This is a genomic window from Shewanella sp. DC2-4 (assembly GCF_013248875.1).
Classification (GTDB): Bacteria; Pseudomonadota; Gammaproteobacteria; order Enterobacterales; family Shewanellaceae; genus Shewanella; species Shewanella oncorhynchi.
This window is the reverse complement of the sequence record NZ_JABRVR010000002.1, coordinates 4,202,417-4,220,708: the sequence shown is the minus strand read 5'-3', so window position 1 is coordinate 4,220,708 and position 18,292 is coordinate 4,202,417. Positions and strand designations below refer to the sequence as shown.

Here is an 18,292-nt window from a genome sequence, read left to right as displayed (position 1 = left end):
CTTACGACTCATTGCCAAACAATGACAATACGGCTTTATCTGTAGTTATTTGGCTGTGGCCAACCTGCACATTGCGCAGCAGCATGATGGGTTTTGATGACGCAAAAGTGGCAAAGCGCACCGCCTCACCCGTTTGCCAACCGCCACCCCATGCGCCTTTTCTGAGCACAAAATAAGGGGTATTGGTCACGGGGTTGATAGGGGCAAAATCATTGAGAGTATCACCAGTCGCAATTTGTCCGAGGCGGCGACCTACGCAGCGAAACGCGGTTTCACTGGTCATAATCATTACCCAATCTTCGTTTACTGCAGTGTTATTTTTAACCTCTACCGGATAGTCAACGGCATTGAAATTACCCGTGGCTTGAGCACCATCAACATCCCAGTTATTTGACCAGGCGGTCATATCCCGTACTTGGCCAACACGCGCCTGTAAATCACCTAAAATCTGCACACTGGCCACAGTGGCCCCTATGGGATATTCGCGGGATAAAGGTTTTGCCAGCACTATGCTGCTTGGGGTAAAGCTTGAAACTAACGCCAGTTCGCTAATGACATCGGTCAGCACAAAAGGCGCAGCAAAACCAGTAAAGGCGCTATTAATGGTGACAGTGCCTGCCGCTTTATTTACGGTGAAATGGGTGTTTTCGCTGGTCCATAGGCTGGCGCCATTCGCATCTGTAATGTCGCTAAATGCTGCGTTTTGACGAATGTTATACACGGTACCAGCCGTGGCGGTGACTTGCTGCAGTTGTGAGTGTGACAGCGCCACAGTGCCCCACTGGCGGAACATATTCACAATGCCATCATAAGGAATACGCAGCGGGTTAAGGCCATAAATCTCAGCGGGTGGTAGTTGGCGCACTTGGTCGCTAATGTCATAGCGCAATGTGGTTAAATCCACTGGGGCACTAAAGGTCAGTTCCACAATGCCACTGCTAATGCTGCCGTTAATGCCAGTGCCCGAAACCACCCCTTGAGCATTGGCTGAGGCACTAATCAGCGCTCGGTCAGAGATGCGTTCAACCTGCACATAAAAGCTTTCTAATAAGGGATTGGGTACAGCTAAGGTGAACTTAGCGACCGTATCACCTGCCGCAGCCGCCGCGCTTGATTCGACTAATCCGGCATAGGTAAACGTAAACTCGCCACGGCTAACAACTTGCTTAGTCACCGTGCCCGTTAAGTAATTAATAGTTGCGAGGTGTTCTGTTCCATCATATAGCTTGCCTGTAGTGCCCTCGGCGCTCACTCTCTCATACGCATCTTGGGCAGCATAGTTTGTATCCGCAAAGACAGCTCGACCTTTAATACTGCCCACTGTCAGTTGCTTGTTGGCGGGGAACGGGTTGGCGCTTGAATAGATGCTGTATTTATAGGATGAAACATAAAACAGGCTCACGGTTGACGCATCATTAAATCTTGTACTTGAGGTGAGCGTTACCGTGATATTACCTGAGCCAATCGTCACGGATTGAATGTAGCTGGTATAACCGCCGAACGTGGCCGTGGGTAACGTTGAAACGGCAACTAATCCGTTTTCATCGGTTAATAAATCCGTGGTGGTAAAAGTATAGCTATAGGTGCCTGCGCTTGAAGGTTGGGTGATCACTTTGCGGATCACTTGGCTTACAGTGGCATCCCCGTTTTCACTGCCGCCGACAATGGTATTGCCTGGCTTGGGTAACACAGTAGTAATGGATGGCAGTAACGACAACTGAGTCGCCCCCACGGCTAAATTAACGCCATTGGCCACAGCCGTTAATTTGGTTACGCCATGAAACTTAAGGGGTGATGCGGTATTAGATAAGCGCAGCTTAGTACACTTGCTTTGCCCATTAACAGCTAATGATGGCCATGGAGTGGCAAAAGGAATGGGTGGTTCGAAAGTGACGGTACCAACTTGGCCATTAACATTATTGGTCTTGGTTACTTTGCAAAAGTGAGTTTTGCGAGGCCAATCGGCATTTTCCACCCCAGTATATTCCACAGTAATACAAATCACTTGGCCCACGACCAAATAGGTCGTTTTCCAGTAATCGCGATCATTAAAGCGATAAGTCGATTGCAAGTAATCTGAGGAAAACGAGTTTTGATTTACAAGGAACCCTGGGCCACCTTCGCGGATTAATTCCCCTGCAGTGACAGACGACTCAATGATCTCCTTCATATCCGTCATGCGAGACTCATCATCCAGCGCTGGGGATTCAATCATAAACACATTCACCAGCAGATCGACTGGTGGCTCACTCACAAACACATGGGCTTGCTTAAGTTTGTTAGTGTCATTGGTGTAAAGCGTGGGGAAGCACTTAACGATATCGATACTCGATTGAGCATGATCAATATCAGAGATAGCATCAAACAGTTCATTTATCTGCCCTGATTGCACTACGTTGTTCGTGCGCTGGCCGCCAGCTTCATTGCTTGAACCTAATAGTTCAGGCTTGAAGATTTTTAAGCTATCGCGGGAAATTGGTGTCGGAGAAGTTGCCATATTAAACAGCCTTTAAACAGTGATTAACTTGAGGGTGATGGCATCGACAGCATCGGGGGCGCTATCGCTGTAGTTAATATCTGGTGCACCACTAATCGGTTGATCGCGGTAATCCCAAATCACGCTAAAAACCGTGCCGTTAATATCCAGATTGAAACTGGCCGCCCCTTTTGTATTAGCGTGGCTTTCAAGGGCTTCAAACAGACTTAAAGATTCGCCATCACTAAAGAGCATAATGGAACGCCCTGCTTGTTTAGCCGCTACTTCAACATGCTGCGAGCCATCGAGAGCAAACTCAGTGCTACTCACAAAGGGCGTATAACCAAAGCGGTTAAGCCAAATAAAATGCGGTAATTGAAGCGTGTCTAAGGTGATCATGAGGTGGCCTTAATCTGTTCTAGTTCGCGCAAAAACAGCTGCTTAAACTCATCAAGCAAATCGGCTTTCACCACGTTGCCCGATGGCATTGCCAGCTCTAACCGATAAATTTGTACACTGCCGCCTGTGTTCTGATTACTCACCGATGGCGAAGTGGTTTGGCTTGTAGTACTGCGAGTGGAATTCATCGCGGTGCTTGCACTGCTTGATGCACGCTCGATCGCCTGCGCGTTACGTTCTACCGCCTCTGCTTCGATTTGTTTTAGTTTGGTGGCGTAGATTTGCTGACTCAGTTGCAGTGCTTCTTGGGCACTGGCGATGGACTCTTTATCCTGAGCTGTGCGGGCAGCATCGAGCTGCGCCTTAAGCTCAGCCTGTTGCTGCTCATAGCGACGCTTCTCGATAGCGGCTTGGTTATTGTTGAGCTGATCCATCTCATCTTTAAGACTGTCCAAGGTCGCGTTGATATCGTCACGCAGGCCGAGAATACGATCGCGGGTAGCATCAATGGCCGCTTGCAGTGGCTTAAGCTCTTCGTCGCCTAGCTCGCGTATATTCCACTTAGCCTCGCGGCTAATTTGATTGACGCGATCGAGGCTAATGCTTGAGCTTTCGAGTTCTTCAGTCCATTTGCGGGTCAGTAAGGTTTCATTGATGATCTGCTTTTCGCGGATAAAAGCTTGGTTACTGAGCTGCGCCAGCACACCCCAAAAGCCAGTATTCACCCGCATATTGTTCATGATGCTTTTAGTCAGCTCATCGACGCGGGCGTTGAGTTTTTCGGTGCTATCTTCGTTAAAATTGAACTGTTTGTTTAAGTGGGCATAGGCACCCGCAAATAGGTTGACATACTCAGTGGCGCGGCCAGTGCTCTTCTCTAATTCCTCTAGTTCTTCGCGTTGCTCCATTAACGTTTTTGTCGTTCTGCCCGCCTCAATGCCAGCGTCTTTCTCGCTATCAGTTAAGTCGTCCATACCATCTGGAACATCGCCCATAAGCTCGCGCAGTACATTAAGGACTTCAATTAATCGATCCTTTTGTCGCTGATATTCTTCAGCCGACAGTGCACCAGATTGATAGCTTTTCTCTAGGCGCAGCATTTCCTCGTTTACTGCAGCATATTTGCCTTTTAGCTCTTGATAATTAGCAATTTCAAGAGCCTTAACTTGATTCAGCTTTTCTTGCTGTTCTTTAAGTTTTTCTGTGTTTTTATTTAGCTCTGTAACTGCGGCACTGTTACCTTTATTCGCATCGGTACTATTGTTTATCGCAGTACGGTTTTTGGTAATTTCTTTCGTCGTCTCTTTCATATCCTCAACGAGACGTTGATGTGCTGGGGTAACGCCATCTTTCAATCCTGCGCCGTAACTCTTCGATTTCTCAGTTAGCTTTTGATATTCGTCGCTTAACTGCAGGGCAGCGGCTTGCGCTTTAAGCCCTTCAGGGACTGTCTTGCCAGATGCTTCCGCCGCAACAATGGCCGCCTTAGCCCAGTTAATAAAGGCATCACGGACTTGATCAATAGGCTCTTTGTTGTCGCGGATAAGCTCAAACGCAGCTTTAGATTTATCAGCAGTATCCTGTAATGACTTGGCACTGGTCAGCCCTAAGTCCTTATAGGCTTGCTCTAGTGCGGCAGTACCTTTAGCCGTGGCATCAAGGTACTTTTGTTGCTCTTCGTACTTAGCTTTAAGGAGTTTAAGTGCTTCTACATGGCCCGCATACTCTTTACCTGCAGCTTGAAAAGTAACGATGGCGGAGTCCAGATGGCGAATAAAACCGCCCATACCACCTTTAAGATTTTCTAACGATGTCGCTTGTTCAGTTAGCTGCTGAGTCAGTTTGATGGCTTGGTCAATAGTCAGCTTAATCGGCTCAACGACTTCAACGGCGGCCTGTTTAACCTCTTCCATGGCTTTAGCGGCGTTCTTCCACTTACCCGTGGCGTCGTCATAAATCAGTTTGCCTTCATCAACCGCCTTGTTGAACTCGGCCATAGTGGTAAAGGCTACGCCCGTTTGCTCACTGAGATCCTTAAGTGAGTACTCCAACTGTTTGGCGCTAGACGCGGCAGCGCGTTTAGATTTTTCCAGTGCTTCTTCAGCAATCAATAACTCTTGGTATACCCGAGCAACCTCGATCAACTCGCTAATCAGCGCTAAGTACAAACCCGCTTTAGCCGCTGCTGCCAAGGCGGTTTTAAGTTTGCCAGCAGCTAAGGCCGCGCCCTCACTCGCCGCAGTGGTACCCATGATCGCGCCAGTGTAAAGACGCATCACGCCGATGGCGGCATTGGCTCCAGTGATCACATCACTAAAATAGCTACCGACTTTTAACGCGAGAAATGCCTTAGCCACAAAACCAATTTCATCACGGAAGTGGTACAGCATAGCCGCGCCATCTTGCACCGCTGAGCCTATGCTCACGATCGTGTCGCTGACTTGCTGCGCCCATTCCTTTAAACGGCCATCGGCGGCCATGGCGGCAAACTCAAGATTCAACTCACTGATCTGGCCCTTGAGCCAATCAAGTGCACCGGACTGAGCCACGAGATCATAGAAGGATGAAAGGTTGTCTTTGAGGTTTGATACTTGGCCACTGAGCAAAGCCATCTGCGCCGCTGCGCTGCCATTTGCGGCTCGGCCCATTTCATCAATCAAGCCTTGGATCACATCGCGGCCAAGCTTGCCTTGCTCACTGAGTTTTTGCAGCTCTAAGGTGTTCTTTCCCGTGACCTTAGCCAGCATGTCCCATACGGGCACGCCGCGCTCAATCAACTGCAGGATCTCCTCACCCTGTAGCTTTTGTTTTGCCCAGGCTTGGCCGAGTGCCAAGGTGATCCCCTCGACCTCTTGAAAACCGCCACCGAGTTTAAAGGCTTGATCCACAATCGCCTTCATGGTGCCGTTCATAGGATCGAGGCCAAAGGCTTTGGCCTTCACAAACGCTTGATTGACTTCGTTCAGTTGTAGCGGCACATCGATGGCGAATTGCTTTACCCAAGCGGTGGCTTGTTTGCCAGATTCAAAACCGCCCATCACGGCATTCATTTGCACGCCAAGACGTTCGAATTGATCGCCCGTGGCAAAGACATCCTTCACCGCTTGAGCCACGCGGTCAAAGCCCAAGTAAGCCCCTGCTAAGGCGGTCACTTGGCCGATCACACCACGCAGGGAACTGGCATGATCACGGGCGCTGGCATTGCCCTTATCTAACTGATTAGCAAACTTATCGACATTGCGGCCAGTGCCGTCAAATTCGGCACTTAACTTGCGCTGCGCTGTGGTCAGGTTGTTGTAATCAATGCCCGATTTTGACAGGGCATTTTGCAGTTTAGTGTGGCTGGATGATTGCTGCGCTAACTCGCGCTGCATTTGCTCCAGCTCTTTTTCGGCCACATCAATAGAGCGTGCCAGCTGCACAAAAGGCGCATCCGTTTGGCTGGCACGTTGCTTTAAGTCCTGCAGTGCTAAGGCGGCGGCAGTGACTGCAAGTTCTTGCTGTTCAAGCTCATTGCGTGACCGCTTAAAGGTGTTGATCAGGTCTTGCTGGTTAGCCAGTTCATCGAGCTTATTGGCTAAGGTATTGGCTTTTTGGCTGGTCGATTGGCTGCTATCGCCTACGTCATCAAGCCCTGTTGCTAAAGACTTGAGGTCATTAGTGAGCTGCTCTGTTTGGTTGCTGGTATTACGGCCGCTTTGGGCCACTTGGTCTAACTGGTTGCTTAACGGATCAAGGCTATTTTTGAGTTCATCAACTTGATTCGCACCCGCTTGGCTGGCATCACTCACGCCATCGAGTTCATCAGCGAGCGCCTGCGTCTTAGGATTCGCCGCATCCGACTCAGTGCCGATGCGCTTAAGCTCATCGACTAAAGCCGCAATGTGTTGCTTGCCCGTGGCTTCTGCCACGATCCGCAGGGCGAGTTCTAAGGTTTTATCAGCCATGGCTATCTCGTTAATACTCTCGTTAGTATCTAAACAATCGGTGTTTAAACGGCGGTTAAATGGGGATTAAAGGGCATGGCAATTGAGTACGGCCATGCCCTTGGGTTAAGCAAAACCGCTTACGCATCCAGCTCTAGGTACTCGAACGGATGATCCTTACCCGCGACTAACTGGGCTTTACCCGCAAGGGTGGCGCTCACAAACTCACTGGCGGCAAAATCGATCGCAGCCGTAGGCGATAAGCTGGCGTCGAAAACATCGAGCTTAATCGGCTTGCCTGTTTCTAAGTTGGTACCTTCTCCGAAGATCCGCGCACGGGTTTGGGCATTAATGCCACCGCGAATAAGGGTGCCGCTAATGGCATTATGTTGGCCTGTCACCTTCACCGCGCCACCCGCTTCAATAGCGCCGCCTTTTACGGCGCGCACTAGCCCTAGGGCATAGTTCACCTCATAGTCAGTGCCCAGCACTAAGGTGGCAGCGTCTTTCTTCACCACAAAACCGAGGGCAGCAAAGTTACTTTCAGATAGCTGTATCCAACGCTGATTATCAGGCAAGGTCACGGCCTCATCGGTTAAGTTGCCGCTGCCCGTGTTCAGCACTTGGGTATCACCCAGCAGTGCCATAGCAATCAGTTCGGCGGGTTGATCGTCAAACGACCATTCCACCTCAACAGGTTTTGCAATTTTCACCACGCTTAAAGCTTGGCCATAGCTGTCTTTCTTTTTACTGCCACGTACCTTTTCGTCGGCGTCGGTTTTAATGGCGAGCTTAGTGGTGTTGATGGGACCAATGATCCCCGTTGATTGCCCTTGGGCATTTAAGCGGTCAACAAAGAAGTTGCCTGCGACTAATAATCCATTCATAGGATTTTCCTCATCTTAAGTTGTTGGGTTAGCTGGGTTTGAATCTCAGTTGCACACTCACGGCCACGGGGTAATAACCGTGGCTTTTAGTGAAACGGGGTTTAACGGGGCTGTTCACTCGCACAAAGGGGCCAAGCATCTGACCATCCACCGCAATGGACTTACCCACAATCGCGTTTAACAGGCTGACTAATAGCTCACCAGCTTGGCCTTCGTGAATAGATAAACGGCAAGCCAATACCACAAGCCAAGTCTGCTTAATTTGGCTGGTGTTGCCGCCTTGTGCGGTATCCGCCAGCGTATCGCCCAGATACAACACATGGGCGGCGGGGGTGATTTGGCTGCGCTCATCCACTTCGCTTAGCTCATTGGCTTGATAGACCTTTTTCAGCTTCTGGCTCGCCACTAATGGCTCAAGCAGTTGAGTCAGCGCATCACCTGCAGTAAGGTAGTTATCTTTAATTTCAAACATCAGATAAACCCCTTAGACGATGCACGGCCAAACACGCTGCCTGCACTTTCGATACTGACCACTAACTCACTTTGGCTAGCGACTTCACCCGTATCAGCTAGCCCCAAACTGATATCGCCTTTGCTCACTGCGGTTAAAAACTTCACCACAGCGGTATAGCGTTTCTCGACTTGTTCAGGGGCTTTATCGCCATACAAGAAGTAACGGGCGATATCGCAGCAGTTACGCTCCAATACGGCGGGAACCGTGGTTAACGGCAAGGTGTAACGGCCCACGATATAGCCATCAATCTCGGCAGACGCATCGCGCAATGCTTGCTCAAGCAAGGCGAAATTGATTTCCCCTGGCACACTGTCTTCACGCTCGGTAAGCAGCATTAAGTCCTGTGCACCAAAGCGACTCAGCATGTTGTCAGGGGTGGCGTACATCAATTGGGCCATGGCTATTCACCTGCTTCGTTGGTGACGGTGCCCGATGGTTCAGTGCTTTCCGTTTCAGCGCTTGGATTAGCCGTTTCGTTTTCACCTGGCACAGTGACTTTTACTGCCTGAATCGCACTAACTAAGTCAGTTTTATTCATCGAGTTAACACCCGTGATCGCCAAGTCTTTTGCAAGTTCTTTCAGCTCTTTTACTGACAGTTCACCCAAGGCTTTCTCTTCACCATTGGGCTCTTTCACACCAGTGAGCGTGCCCGTGATATCGGTGCCTAATGTCTGATCACCGTCTGGAATGTCCACACTCCCCGACGCTGGTGCCATATCACGCACGGATACCTTAAGGCGCTGATCAGCTTCAAACGCTGCAACTTGCTCATCCGACAGCTCGGCCAGCGGTATAAGGTTTTCGCCTTTGTTAAGCGCCATGCCCGCACGGCGATAGCCAGTGTGCGCAAGACAGATAACCAACAGGACTTGAATGTTCTTAGAAGGATTCGCCATTTCATTGTTACCTCACTCGATGTTGGGGTGCAGGCGCATCCTTGTGCCTGCGATTCGCTACTCAAACTTAGGGGGTGAACACCTAGAGCTGTGGCACCACTAAGATTTCAAACTTGCCCTTAAGCTCGTTGTTCACTGTGGTACCGCCTTCATCAATCAGCTCACGCTCAAGTAGCTTGCGGGCAGCTTGTTCGAGTGATGCGGGCACCACCAACAAGTTCGGGCGAATTTTGAGTTTCTTACCGCCATCACGGGTGAAGGCCGTCATCTTCTCGTAGCTGTCCCACAGGTTGGTTGCGTTAAGGGCACGCTTGTTAGCAAAGGCCATCTGCCAGAAACCAAAGCCCGCTTCACAGCGCATATCGGTACCGAACTGGAACTCGTTATTGGTCCATACCGCTGGGTCGGTTGGATTAAACAGGGTGTTTAAATCCAGCTTGCGACGCTCTTGGAAGATGAGTGGCTTTAATGGGCGCGTGGTATCGAGCAAGAACCATGGCTCACCCGTATAGGCACCATCTGCCACCATGTTGGCCACAGAAACATCAGCACCCGTGCCATCGTGCTTGGCATTCACAGGGTGGTCGGTGTCGAAGAAGTTTTGGCTGTCATAACAGGCAGTGGTAAAACCATCAGCTAACAGAGCAAACACCAGATCATCGGGGAACTCTTCACCTTCCTGCGCCAATGCCTGCACCATAGGTTTGTAAGTGCCAATGGTGTCGTCTTCAACATCATCACGACTAATGCCAATCGTGGTTTCAAACGTCTTGTTGGTGATTGAGTAACCATGCTCTTTGATGGAGTTGATCACCCGCGCACCAATCCATTCGCGCATGGTCGGCATTGAACCTAACCAGCCGTAGGTATTGGACTTAGTATTGCTTGGCACGACGGAGGCAATTTTTAAATACAGTGGATCAGTCTTAGCTAAAGCATTTTGAAACTCGCTACGCACCATAGTGCGCAGGGCTTGTAATACTGGGGCGTTAATAGCAGCCATTATTTTTGCTCCTGATCAGCGGCGATAGCTTTAGCAAAGTCAGCGTGCGACATGCCCCAAGAATCGGCCATTTTGATTTGGTCGGCAGTCAGTGCCGCGACCTTAGATTTATCTACGGGCTTATCAACTGTGGTGGTTTGGGTGGTCGTTAACGCGCTAATAGGCTTACGGCCCGCTAAGTGCGCAGACAGCGCCGCAAAGCCTTGCTGTTTACCCAATTGCTCCAAGTAGTCCTTCTCACAAGCCAGCACGCTGCCTTCATCCAGCGCTTGCTTAACCGCTTGCTCAATCGTCAACTGACCGTTTTGTGCACTGAGCGCCACCAACTGCTCACGCATGGCGTTCACTGTGGCAACGGGCACATATTGAGTCAGATCAACTTGGCCAGCGGGTACGTTAGTTTGTGTTGTGACCTTAGCCGATAGGGCAGCCATGTCTTCCTTAAGCCCATCGACACTGCCAGCAGCTTTGACTAAATCATCTAAGCGCTTCATGGCCTCGGCTTGTTGCTCCTCGGTCAGTTGCGCACCTTCCGCCATCTCGATACCGAGCGCGGCTAATAGCTTTTTCAATAGTGGATTCACATGGAGTCCCTCCGGTTGGGTTGGATTAGATTCATTTGCAGATAATTGAGTGAGTGCCAATGCTGACAGCTGCGCTAATGGCAACATGCCATCGACACCAGGGCGGTTAGTTAACGCTGCTGAATGGATAAATTGCGGGCGGCCTGTGGCTTTGTCATAGCCAAACACCAACGAGAAATACTTATATTCCTTGGCGCTTAAAAAGGCGGTGGCGTTATCGGTAAAGCGCGGCTTAATGAACAAGCCGTGGCCCTCACGATATTGCACGTCAGTGATGTTGAACCAACCTGCAGCGGGCGCAGGTTGGCCGTTGACTTCTTTGTTTAAGGTTTGGTGTTCGTAGTCGATAACGAGATCACCGGCTTTATGGGGGGTATTTGCTTGCAGGGCCGCGAACGCAATGCTATCCATCAACCACTTGCCACCAGCTACATCATCAGGGCGACCATCTACGCTGGCAAAGTGACCATCAGGCAGTGCCTGAATGTAGCCATCTTCACCCACCACAAAGGCGGCTTCTGTATTGACATTTAACTGGCTGCTTAAGGCGGCAAAGCCCAAAGCGGTGGATGTTGCAGACATAAAAAAGGCACTCTCAATAACATTGGAGTGCCCATCATGATCGAGTGGAGCTAACTAGCGGATTGGAAAGGTTTCGGGATTTATTTATAGGATTTTAGATGTCTAGTTGCTACCCATCCGAATTTATAACCTTCTGTTTCTTGGTCATAGTATTGAATGTAAGTCCAAGTTCTCGCATCGTTTCGGTCAATTACGTATACCGCCAGCCCAAATGGGATGGTATCGATTATGAGAGATTTGCCATTATCATCTGACCTCACATTTAATTTGTCGTTACCTACAAACCTACAAACTTGAAGAACTTCTTGGCATTGTTCTTTATTAGCGGTCTCTTTCACCTCTTCGACAGTCTGCAAGGTTATATAAAACGTATTTTCTAAATGTACTTGTACAGGTTCTGTGGCGTTCATCTGTGCTGAAACCAAATTAATAATCATTGGAATCACAATAATGTTAATTATCCATAGCAAAATTGGATTTGACTTGATCTGATCTAGAAGATTTCTCCAGAAGTCATCATCTGTAAGAGCGTCGTTTTGAGCAGCTTCTAATGCTTGCGAAAGCTCACTTAAGCTTGATTCTGTTAGAGGGGGAATATCAGAAAAATTCTGGGCAGCCTCTTCCAATAAAGCTAAATGTTCACTTTTTAGTGCAGGTAGCTTTAGGATAATTAAATCTAAATTATCTGTCAGAAACTTAGAAATAAACACGCCAGTGGTAGTACTACTTAATTGAGTAAGTAATGGACTTAGTTGAGGATGCAACTTTGCCATGTCACCTAAAAGTGCTTTTTGAGGGGCTAACATTCGAGCAAGAAAACTGGGTGATTGTGATTGCGTAAATGCTGTTCCTGCAGTGGCCAAGCATAATGTTGGCTGAAGGGCTTTTATAGGGGGTGTTAAATTATCAATATCTTTCAACATTTGAGATATTGCATTAGGTAATTCAAAAGCCTTTTGTATTTCTCTAATTCTATTCTGCGTACTATAAAAACGAGCCAATTTAGCATTGGCCTTATCAAATTTTGCTAAGGGGTTATCAAAGCCTTTGGTCATTACCTTATTGATTGTCATCCTTAACACCTCATCCATTTAAGTAATACTACGGCTATCGAAATCAACACTATCCAAATATCTGCGCCAGCACCTTCTGATTCAGGCTGAGTAGTTCCACCACCTGTTGCTTGTTCGGTAAAGTGCTTTAGTAATGGAGGCTCTACACCATCACCATTAACCCAATTACTTAAGCCTAAGCTAAAGTGACTACCTCCACTCGGTACCAATGTATTAGTCAAGTTCATGCAACCTCCTGTAATGTTGTCCTTGTTGGGTTAATGAGTGCGAGCATAACCTAGTTTAAAACCCGTTTAAATCCTTGTTAAAGCGTTTAAGTGGTTTTTAGATAAGCCGTTGTACCAAGTTGATAGTTGATGTGCTTAAATCGTGTCTGAGGGTGTTAGCGGATAAATAACTTTATGATGCTTTTACTTTGAAAACTAACCTGAAGATCTTAATATAGGTGAAGGGCGGAATTGGCATCCATAATCAAACGAGTTACCTCATCCTACACCGCCAAAGGCCTTGCAGCCACATGCCAATTCCATTCGATTTGCATCTATCCTTCGTTCATTCCCCCGTGTGCGGCTCTCATGATGGTTAGAGGGAAATAAAAACACTCGACGAACATAAATACCTCCAATGTTAATAGATCCTCCTAAAAAAGGGGAACAATCAAGAATCTAGCAAGTAATACCCAATTGCACAATACTACTGTTCTATAAATTTCGTCACACTGAATAGTTCATTGTGTACGCTTGTTACCATTCCCCCCTGCCTTTATTTTTTTACAACAAATACCCACCCAAGAACCCTAACATAGACTGTTCATCCTCACGGCTTACGCCGAGGTATGGTCGTGCCGGAATACCCGCTGGGCCTGCGGGCATATCGTCGGTGCCACCAAACTGGTGAATGGCGGCATAGATTTTATTGCTACCAATGGCCGCCCAAAAGTCGCCGCTGTCGGCAGCTACGCTGGCAGCTAGCCCGCCAGCACTGGCTTGTAATATCTTACCGCCCTGGCGTTTAGGGTTGGCCTTAAGGTAGGCATCACTTAAAGATGCCCAGGCTTGACCTGTAACTGGATCGGCCTCGGCCTCAAAGGCACCCTCTGTAGCGGACTCCAGAACGGCAGCAATATCGTTCATCGGTTCGCTTAAGTCATCGAGCTTATCCAGCAAACTCCCCAACACTTGCAGCACTGGGGAGTCACTTAAGACGATCTCTACCTTGTTCATTTTTTATCCTTAGCACTGTCAACGAGGAGGAATGGTGATATGCTTGAACACAGGGTGGCGTGTACTCTTAACTGGTAAAGCAGACTCTGATCATTCAGGGTGTATGTGGGTTCGACTCCCACCACGCCACCACACTTCACTTATACCAAACTCACTTACAGACGACCTTCAATCACTTCATATTCTGGTTGCAGCAGGTTCGCTCGATCCGTCTTATAGACGTTGATCACTGCATCCATTGCCTGTTGGCGTTTCATCTTCCACGCACTGTTAATAATCACTTTGACCTTACTGCCTGCATCATCCGCAGCGGGATAGACATACAACAGATTCTGGTTCTTGCGATCCCAAAGCACGGCCTCGGGTTCTGCCAACATCTGCGGTAATTGCTGATACTCATCACGACTTAACGCAACACCCTCGGCAATGTGCCTTGCACTATCTGCATGCACTAATTGCTTTTCTCCTATGGCCAGTAAGGCCGTAGGTTCTCGCCCTAAACGCGCTGTCACTGCGGTTTGAATCGAGGGCGTCATAAAACCTAAAGCCTGTACGCCTAAGCCCGGTCGTCGCTTTTGTCCTGGATTGGCGGCAAGGACTTCATCCGTCCATTGGGCAAACTGGGCGTGGCGCAGTGGGCTATTATTGAGTGCTTGAATAAACTGCGCGCGGGTATCGAGGGATTGAATAGTGCCCAGCTTTTTAGCGACGGCCACGTCGGTACCAAAGGCGGCTTCGCCTGGACTATAGGCCCAGCCTAAATCGGGGCTCATGCTGCTACCGTCAGGCAGATCGATACGCGCATGGGGCACGGTTAACACTTCACCCGTTCCGCGCGCGACTGTCTCAGTGTCAAAGCGATGGATATAGCCTTCGCCATTTTCCACAGTGATCCCCATCGCCTTCACCTGCGCCTCGGTGAGCGCCCGAACGCGGCAACGACAGCCCCAGCCATTGGGAGGATAAATGATGTCCCATATTGGATCGTCAAAGCGGAAAACTTTACCCCTAAGCCGCGCATGGGCTGGCCGTGTTTGACCGTCATCTATCGCGACATACTGCCAATAGGGGTGAGTTTTGGTGCGCGACAACATGCGCCGATAGCGCCCAGCCATGTAGGCGGTTTGCAGGTTTTGACGATAGATAGTGTTTAAGCGGTAGGGACTTCCCAACTGTACCTCGCGGCCATCGACTTCCTTTTTGCCCCACCATCCGAGCTTTTCGAGTTGAGGTTTAAGGTTGGCCTGAAACTGCTTAGCGGTTAACCCTTGGCTTAGGGCTGCATCCACTTCATTACGGATCGCCGTGAGCACATCCATCTGTGCCGCCTTGGCCACCGTAAAGGCACGGGCGTGAGCGCGAGTCCACACGTCTTGCCAATCGTCACTGATGGCAAAGCCTTTGGCACGAAAATAGGCCACCGCATCGGCGGGTGCTTGGTTAATGGCAATGCTTAAATCAACGGTTTTAGGCATTGGCGATTCCCCATAGTTCGGCCACAAACATTAACCGCGCTAAGGTTTCGGTAAGCTGCTCGGTATCCATGGCGGGATAGTCCTTTTCCAGTTGCGCCCGCAGCTGCTCCGGCTCGCTCTGCAGTTGTGCCAGTAATGGCTCTACCATCGCCATATAGGCTTCGCTCATTTGACCTTGAGTGAGTGCATCCAAGGCTTTATCTAAGGCGGTTTGGCTCGGTTCACTCAACGGGGCACTAGACGGTTGAGCGGCTAAAGCCGCCAATGCTGTCTGGTTAGCAGCGCTGGCATTGGGGTCTTCTTGCTGGATCACCAGCACGGCTTCGCCATTCGCGGGCTTAGGGATACGGGTCTTTTCATGCAGCCAGTTTTGTGGGATCTGCATGCCCATGCTGACGAACGCACGCAGCGGATACGCTAAGGCCCGTAAGTCTTCGGCTTCTGTGGTATCAAAGACTAAACGTGGATGACGACGGTGGCTTTGATAACTCTTGCAGTTAAGCGCATATAAAGGGGCCACTAAGTCGCAGGTTAAGGTTTCGGCAATCAGGGTAAGGTCAGCATCACGCAGCTCTTGGCGCACTTCGTTATGCACGTTACCGAGCGCATTAGTTGAGCTTTTACCATCGGCTTGGCTGGTCAAGGTGCCGCCTAAAATCACCTTGCTCATGGTCTTTTCAGCCCAGCTAATCATCAAATCAAAGGGATCGGCTTGACCTGTGGCGGCACTCTCAAAATCCATCACCATGCCCTTGGGCATAATGCCACCCGCATTATGGCCAATGCTCATCACTGCATTTAACAGGGCGCGCTTTTCCTCATCGTTGGCACCTGCAGGATACTGACCAATACGCAGCGGCAAACCGTAGATCTCAAGGAACTCGGCTAAGTCGCGCACACTGTAGTTTTTAAAAATAAAGGGCCAGATTAACTGACGCACTAAACCACTGCGGCTAACATAGCCCGACTTGGCAGGATGAATATGTTTGATCCAACCAAAGGGCCACAGGTCAGCGCCATTGACCGTGGCATCACGCAGCCGCAGTTCGTTGCGCCGCTCAGGGTGAGTCATAAACCAAGACGGATCGCGATACTCTGGCACTTCAATAAACCATTCGCCTAGCTCACGCGTCCAGGCTAACTCGTGCATGCTAAAGCCCTTGAGAATGGCATCACTCATTGACTTAATGAGCGTCTTTATCCAGTTACCTTCCTCAAGCATTTCTTGCAGATATTCAGTGTCGGCCTTTTCCTGTGGCGTCGGGTTACGGGGCGGTATTAAATAGTAATCCACGCCGATCAGCGCCCGTTTGCGCTTGTCTAACTCGGCATATAGGTGGCCGTCTTTCTCTTCGATATCTTCGGCCAGTTCACATTGAGCAATGAGATCGCCTTGCTCGGCGGCCTGTAAAATATTGGCTGCACTGGCGGGCGTCAAGCCGCTACTTGGGTGCTGGCTAAAGGTACGTTGCAAGCCAATTAAACGCACATCGTCGGTCTGCAGTGCTTTGGCTTCACGCTGCTTAAACGGCCGACCACTGGCGTCCAAAATACGTGATTCAGTTGTTTTTTCTTGCATTACCAGCAACCTCGCTGCGTTTGATGATGATCATCCTCATGGGCACTTGCTGCGGCATTCGGATTACGGTGATCACTTCTAGGAATGGGGGTGAACTCTATGGGGGCACCGTCTAAGGTGGAGGCGTATACCATCAAGAACAGGCTGATCGCGGCATCACCATGGCGTTCTTTTTCTTGGCCTGTGCGCACATCGCCAAGGCATGGCGTACCTCGTCGGTTAATGCTTAAGGCCCGCAGGTCAGTACTGGTGTCGTCATCCCTTGGGATAGTGATAAGCCCGTCTTCAAAGTGGCTTTTAAAGCGTGGCATTTGCTCGCGGTAAAAGGACTCAGATAGCATCACGCAGGCAATCACTTCACTGCCGTATTTATCCTGGGTGTATTCCGCTAACGCTTGGCCATTCCCGCGCGCATCCATCGCGCCGCCCCTCAGCCGTGGTAAGCGGTCCACAATGTAAAACAGGATCTGCTCTTGCTGGCGAAAGGGAATGTTTTTAAGCTCAACCTGTAACTTGGTTTTAATGTGCAAGTCTTGGGCGATTTCCCCCACGTCAATCACAGTTAAGTCACCACTACGGGCAAAGTCTTCACCAAAGCAATGGGGGCGCGCAGGGTCTAAGCTATCGAGAACCGGCTTTAGTTCATCCTCACACCATTTAAGGATCTCCGCCGCCCGTAGACCCTCTGGCCATTGTCCAAAAGCATCGTCTTTTTTAAGGCGAACAACGGGGCCGCTATCTGTCACGCTGGCCATGCGGGCTTCGATTAACGCGCGGTTAAGATAGGCACCACCGCCCGATTTAGGCACGCAAAAGTATTCTTCTAATGCGTCCTCTTCGGTAGCTGTGGCTTTGAGTAATTTTGCTTTCCAGTCATCCTCGGCCGCTTGGCTCCATTCGATGCCGCGCACTTGGCAAATACGCTTATACAGCCCCTCATTACAGGCATCATCTAAGGTGACGCGGTGAATGGAGTAATCTTTTTTACCCGCACGGGAATCATTAATCAGCTCATTGAACTGGTTATCAATGCCATTATGGGTGGAGATCAAGCGTACCTTCGCGCCCCACATGGTTAGCGCCAATGCCGCTTTTAGCACTTCGGCCAAGCGCTCGTGGAACGCGGCCTCATCAATGGTCACATTGCCTTGCATACCGCGTAGGTTCGAGGGATTACTCGATAGCGCCTGCACCTTAAAACCTGAGGCAAAGTAAATGGCAAAGGTCAGGATCTCTTTACCGTCTTGGCCTTCATCAACAAACACTTCTTCTTGGATTTCGCCTGCGGCTTTATCAAATACTTTGGCCCACATGGCCGCAGCGTCGATAAATTCCCTTGCCATCTCCTTGTTACTGCCCACATAAAAATGGTTAGTACCGCCTTGGCCACGGGCAGCGCCTGCAGTTAAAGAAGCATCGGCAGCTTCGGCCCAAGTGAGTCCAGTTCGGCGCGACTTTTCGGCAATTTTCAGCGGTGACTCGTCGGCTATCCAGCGTTTCTGATAACCGAGCAGCACCTCTTTAGGATCAAAGCGACTTAGGCAACTTGCCTCATACGTGGGATCAAAGCTGCTTGCCGTTGGCGTGATGGCTAGCGCTACCGCAGTCGCGGCCGCTAACACCTTTTTCTTAATGGTCATCAGGCAATCCCCAGTATTCTTTTCTGATCCTTG

15 protein-coding genes and 1 tRNA gene are annotated in these 18,292 nt (G+C 49.7%); 1 reads left to right on the top strand and 15 read right to left on the bottom strand.

The features are described from left to right. Window position 1: 1 nt before the first annotated feature. The 12 genes from HQQ92_RS19175 to HQQ92_RS19120 form a co-directional block, all read right to left on the bottom strand. On the bottom strand, window positions 2-2,497 hold the full coding sequence (locus HQQ92_RS19175; RefSeq protein WP_173247719.1) for a hypothetical protein: 2,496 nt from the start codon (window positions 2,495-2,497) through the stop codon (window positions 2-4). A gap of 12 nt (window positions 2,498-2,509) precedes the next feature. Further along, on the bottom strand, window positions 2,510-2,875 hold the full coding sequence (locus HQQ92_RS19170; protein WP_131525971.1) for a hypothetical protein: 366 nt from the start codon (window positions 2,873-2,875) through the stop codon (window positions 2,510-2,512). Beyond that, window positions 2,872-6,822, bottom strand: coding sequence for a tape measure protein (locus tag HQQ92_RS19165; RefSeq protein WP_173247716.1), 3,951 nt, complete (start codon window positions 6,820-6,822; stop codon window positions 2,872-2,874). The genes HQQ92_RS19170 and HQQ92_RS19165 overlap by 4 nt, the downstream gene beginning before the upstream one ends. A 119-nt stretch (window positions 6,823-6,941) precedes the next feature. Then, window positions 6,942-7,688: a hypothetical protein gene (locus HQQ92_RS19160; RefSeq protein ID WP_173247713.1), complete on the bottom strand. Its 747-nt coding sequence runs from the start codon at window positions 7,686-7,688 to the stop codon at window positions 6,942-6,944. Window positions 7,689-7,716: 28 nt separating this feature from the next. Next, complete coding sequence (locus HQQ92_RS19155; RefSeq protein ID WP_173247710.1) at window positions 7,717-8,160, bottom strand: hypothetical protein; 444 nt, start codon at window positions 8,158-8,160, stop codon at window positions 7,717-7,719. Beyond that, window positions 8,160-8,600, bottom strand: a complete 441-nt coding sequence (locus tag HQQ92_RS19150; RefSeq protein ID WP_081248464.1) for a gp436 family protein — start codon at window positions 8,598-8,600, stop codon at window positions 8,160-8,162. The genes HQQ92_RS19155 and HQQ92_RS19150 overlap by 1 nt, the downstream gene beginning before the upstream one ends. A 2-nt stretch (window positions 8,601-8,602) precedes the next feature. Further along, a complete protein-coding gene (locus HQQ92_RS19145; protein WP_173247707.1) occupies window positions 8,603-9,100 on the bottom strand; it encodes an HI1506-related protein in 498 nt (165 codons plus the stop codon). An 82-nt stretch (window positions 9,101-9,182) separates the two neighbouring features. After that, complete coding sequence (locus HQQ92_RS19140) at window positions 9,183-10,103, bottom strand: Mu-like prophage major head subunit gpT family protein (protein WP_063884385.1); 921 nt, start codon at window positions 10,101-10,103, stop codon at window positions 9,183-9,185. Next, the gene (locus HQQ92_RS19135; RefSeq protein WP_173247705.1) at window positions 10,103-11,269 is read right to left on the bottom strand and encodes a phage protease; all 1,167 of its coding nucleotides are present in this window, start codon (window positions 11,267-11,269) and stop codon (window positions 10,103-10,105) included. Before HQQ92_RS19135 ends, HQQ92_RS19140 begins: the two co-directional genes overlap by 1 nt. Window positions 11,270-11,349: 80 nt before the next feature. Then, window positions 11,350-12,342, bottom strand: coding sequence for an SH3 domain-containing protein (locus HQQ92_RS19130; protein WP_173247702.1), 993 nt, complete (start codon window positions 12,340-12,342; stop codon window positions 11,350-11,352). Window positions 12,343-12,344: 2 nt separating this feature from the next. Beyond that, window positions 12,345-12,569: a hypothetical protein gene (locus HQQ92_RS19125; RefSeq protein ID WP_173247699.1), complete on the bottom strand. Its 225-nt coding sequence runs from the start codon at window positions 12,567-12,569 to the stop codon at window positions 12,345-12,347. A 543-nt stretch (window positions 12,570-13,112) separates the two neighbouring features. Beyond that, complete coding sequence (locus HQQ92_RS19120) at window positions 13,113-13,565, bottom strand: phage virion morphogenesis protein (RefSeq protein ID WP_173247696.1); 453 nt, start codon at window positions 13,563-13,565, stop codon at window positions 13,113-13,115. Window positions 13,566-13,620: 55 nt separating this feature from the next. Here HQQ92_RS19120 and HQQ92_RS19115 point away from each other — a divergent pair. Further along, window positions 13,621-13,695 (top strand) — tRNA-OTHER (locus tag HQQ92_RS19115). Window positions 13,696-13,720: 25 nt separating this feature from the next. Here HQQ92_RS19115 and HQQ92_RS19110 read toward each other — a convergent pair. The 3 genes from HQQ92_RS19110 to HQQ92_RS19100 are packed head-to-tail and all read right to left on the bottom strand — an operon-like array spanning window position 13,721 to window position 18,259. Further along, a complete protein-coding gene (locus HQQ92_RS19110) occupies window positions 13,721-15,040 on the bottom strand; it encodes a phage minor head protein (protein WP_173247693.1) in 1,320 nt (439 codons plus the stop codon). Next, window positions 15,033-16,619, bottom strand: coding sequence for a DUF935 domain-containing protein (locus HQQ92_RS19105; protein WP_173247690.1), 1,587 nt, complete (start codon window positions 16,617-16,619; stop codon window positions 15,033-15,035). Before HQQ92_RS19105 ends, HQQ92_RS19110 begins: the two co-directional genes overlap by 8 nt. After that, window positions 16,619-18,259 carry a hypothetical protein gene (locus HQQ92_RS19100; RefSeq protein WP_173247688.1) on the bottom strand — a complete coding sequence of 547 codons (1,641 nt, stop codon included), beginning with the start codon at window positions 18,257-18,259 and terminating at the stop codon, window positions 16,619-16,621. The genes HQQ92_RS19105 and HQQ92_RS19100 overlap by 1 nt, the downstream gene beginning before the upstream one ends. Window positions 18,260-18,292 lie beyond the last annotated feature (33 nt).

What these genes read in the sequence shown, in the direction of transcription:
- HQQ92_RS19175 (WP_173247719.1), bottom strand. Translation starts at nt 2,497, where the DNA reads ATGGCAACTTCTCCGACACCAATTTCCCGCGATAGCTTAAAAATCTTC.
- HQQ92_RS19170 (WP_131525971.1), bottom strand. Translation starts at nt 2,875, where the DNA reads ATGATCACCTTAGACACGCTTCAATTACCGCATTTTATTTGGCTTAAC.
- HQQ92_RS19165 (WP_173247716.1), bottom strand. Translation starts at nt 6,822, where the DNA reads ATGGCTGATAAAACCTTAGAACTCGCCCTGCGGATCGTGGCAGAAGCC.
- HQQ92_RS19160 (WP_173247713.1), bottom strand. Translation starts at nt 7,688, where the DNA reads ATGAATGGATTATTAGTCGCAGGCAACTTCTTTGTTGACCGCTTAAAT.
- HQQ92_RS19155 (WP_173247710.1), bottom strand. Translation starts at nt 8,160, where the DNA reads ATGTTTGAAATTAAAGATAACTACCTTACTGCAGGTGATGCGCTGACT.
- HQQ92_RS19150 (WP_081248464.1), bottom strand. Translation starts at nt 8,600, where the DNA reads ATGGCCCAATTGATGTACGCCACCCCTGACAACATGCTGAGTCGCTTT.
- HQQ92_RS19145 (WP_173247707.1), bottom strand. Translation starts at nt 9,100, where the DNA reads ATGGCGAATCCTTCTAAGAACATTCAAGTCCTGTTGGTTATCTGTCTT.
- HQQ92_RS19140 (WP_063884385.1), bottom strand. Translation starts at nt 10,103, where the DNA reads ATGGCTGCTATTAACGCCCCAGTATTACAAGCCCTGCGCACTATGGTG.
- HQQ92_RS19135 (WP_173247705.1), bottom strand. Translation starts at nt 11,269, where the DNA reads ATGTCTGCAACATCCACCGCTTTGGGCTTTGCCGCCTTAAGCAGCCAG.
- HQQ92_RS19130 (WP_173247702.1), bottom strand. Translation starts at nt 12,342, where the DNA reads ATGACAATCAATAAGGTAATGACCAAAGGCTTTGATAACCCCTTAGCA.
- HQQ92_RS19125 (WP_173247699.1), bottom strand. Translation starts at nt 12,569, where the DNA reads ATGAACTTGACTAATACATTGGTACCGAGTGGAGGTAGTCACTTTAGC.
- HQQ92_RS19120 (WP_173247696.1), bottom strand. Translation starts at nt 13,565, where the DNA reads ATGAACAAGGTAGAGATCGTCTTAAGTGACTCCCCAGTGCTGCAAGTG.
- HQQ92_RS19110 (WP_173247693.1), bottom strand. Translation starts at nt 15,040, where the DNA reads ATGCCTAAAACCGTTGATTTAAGCATTGCCATTAACCAAGCACCCGCC.
- HQQ92_RS19105 (WP_173247690.1), bottom strand. Translation starts at nt 16,619, where the DNA reads ATGCAAGAAAAAACAACTGAATCACGTATTTTGGACGCCAGTGGTCGG.
- HQQ92_RS19100 (WP_173247688.1), bottom strand. Translation starts at nt 18,259, where the DNA reads ATGACCATTAAGAAAAAGGTGTTAGCGGCCGCGACTGCGGTAGCGCTA.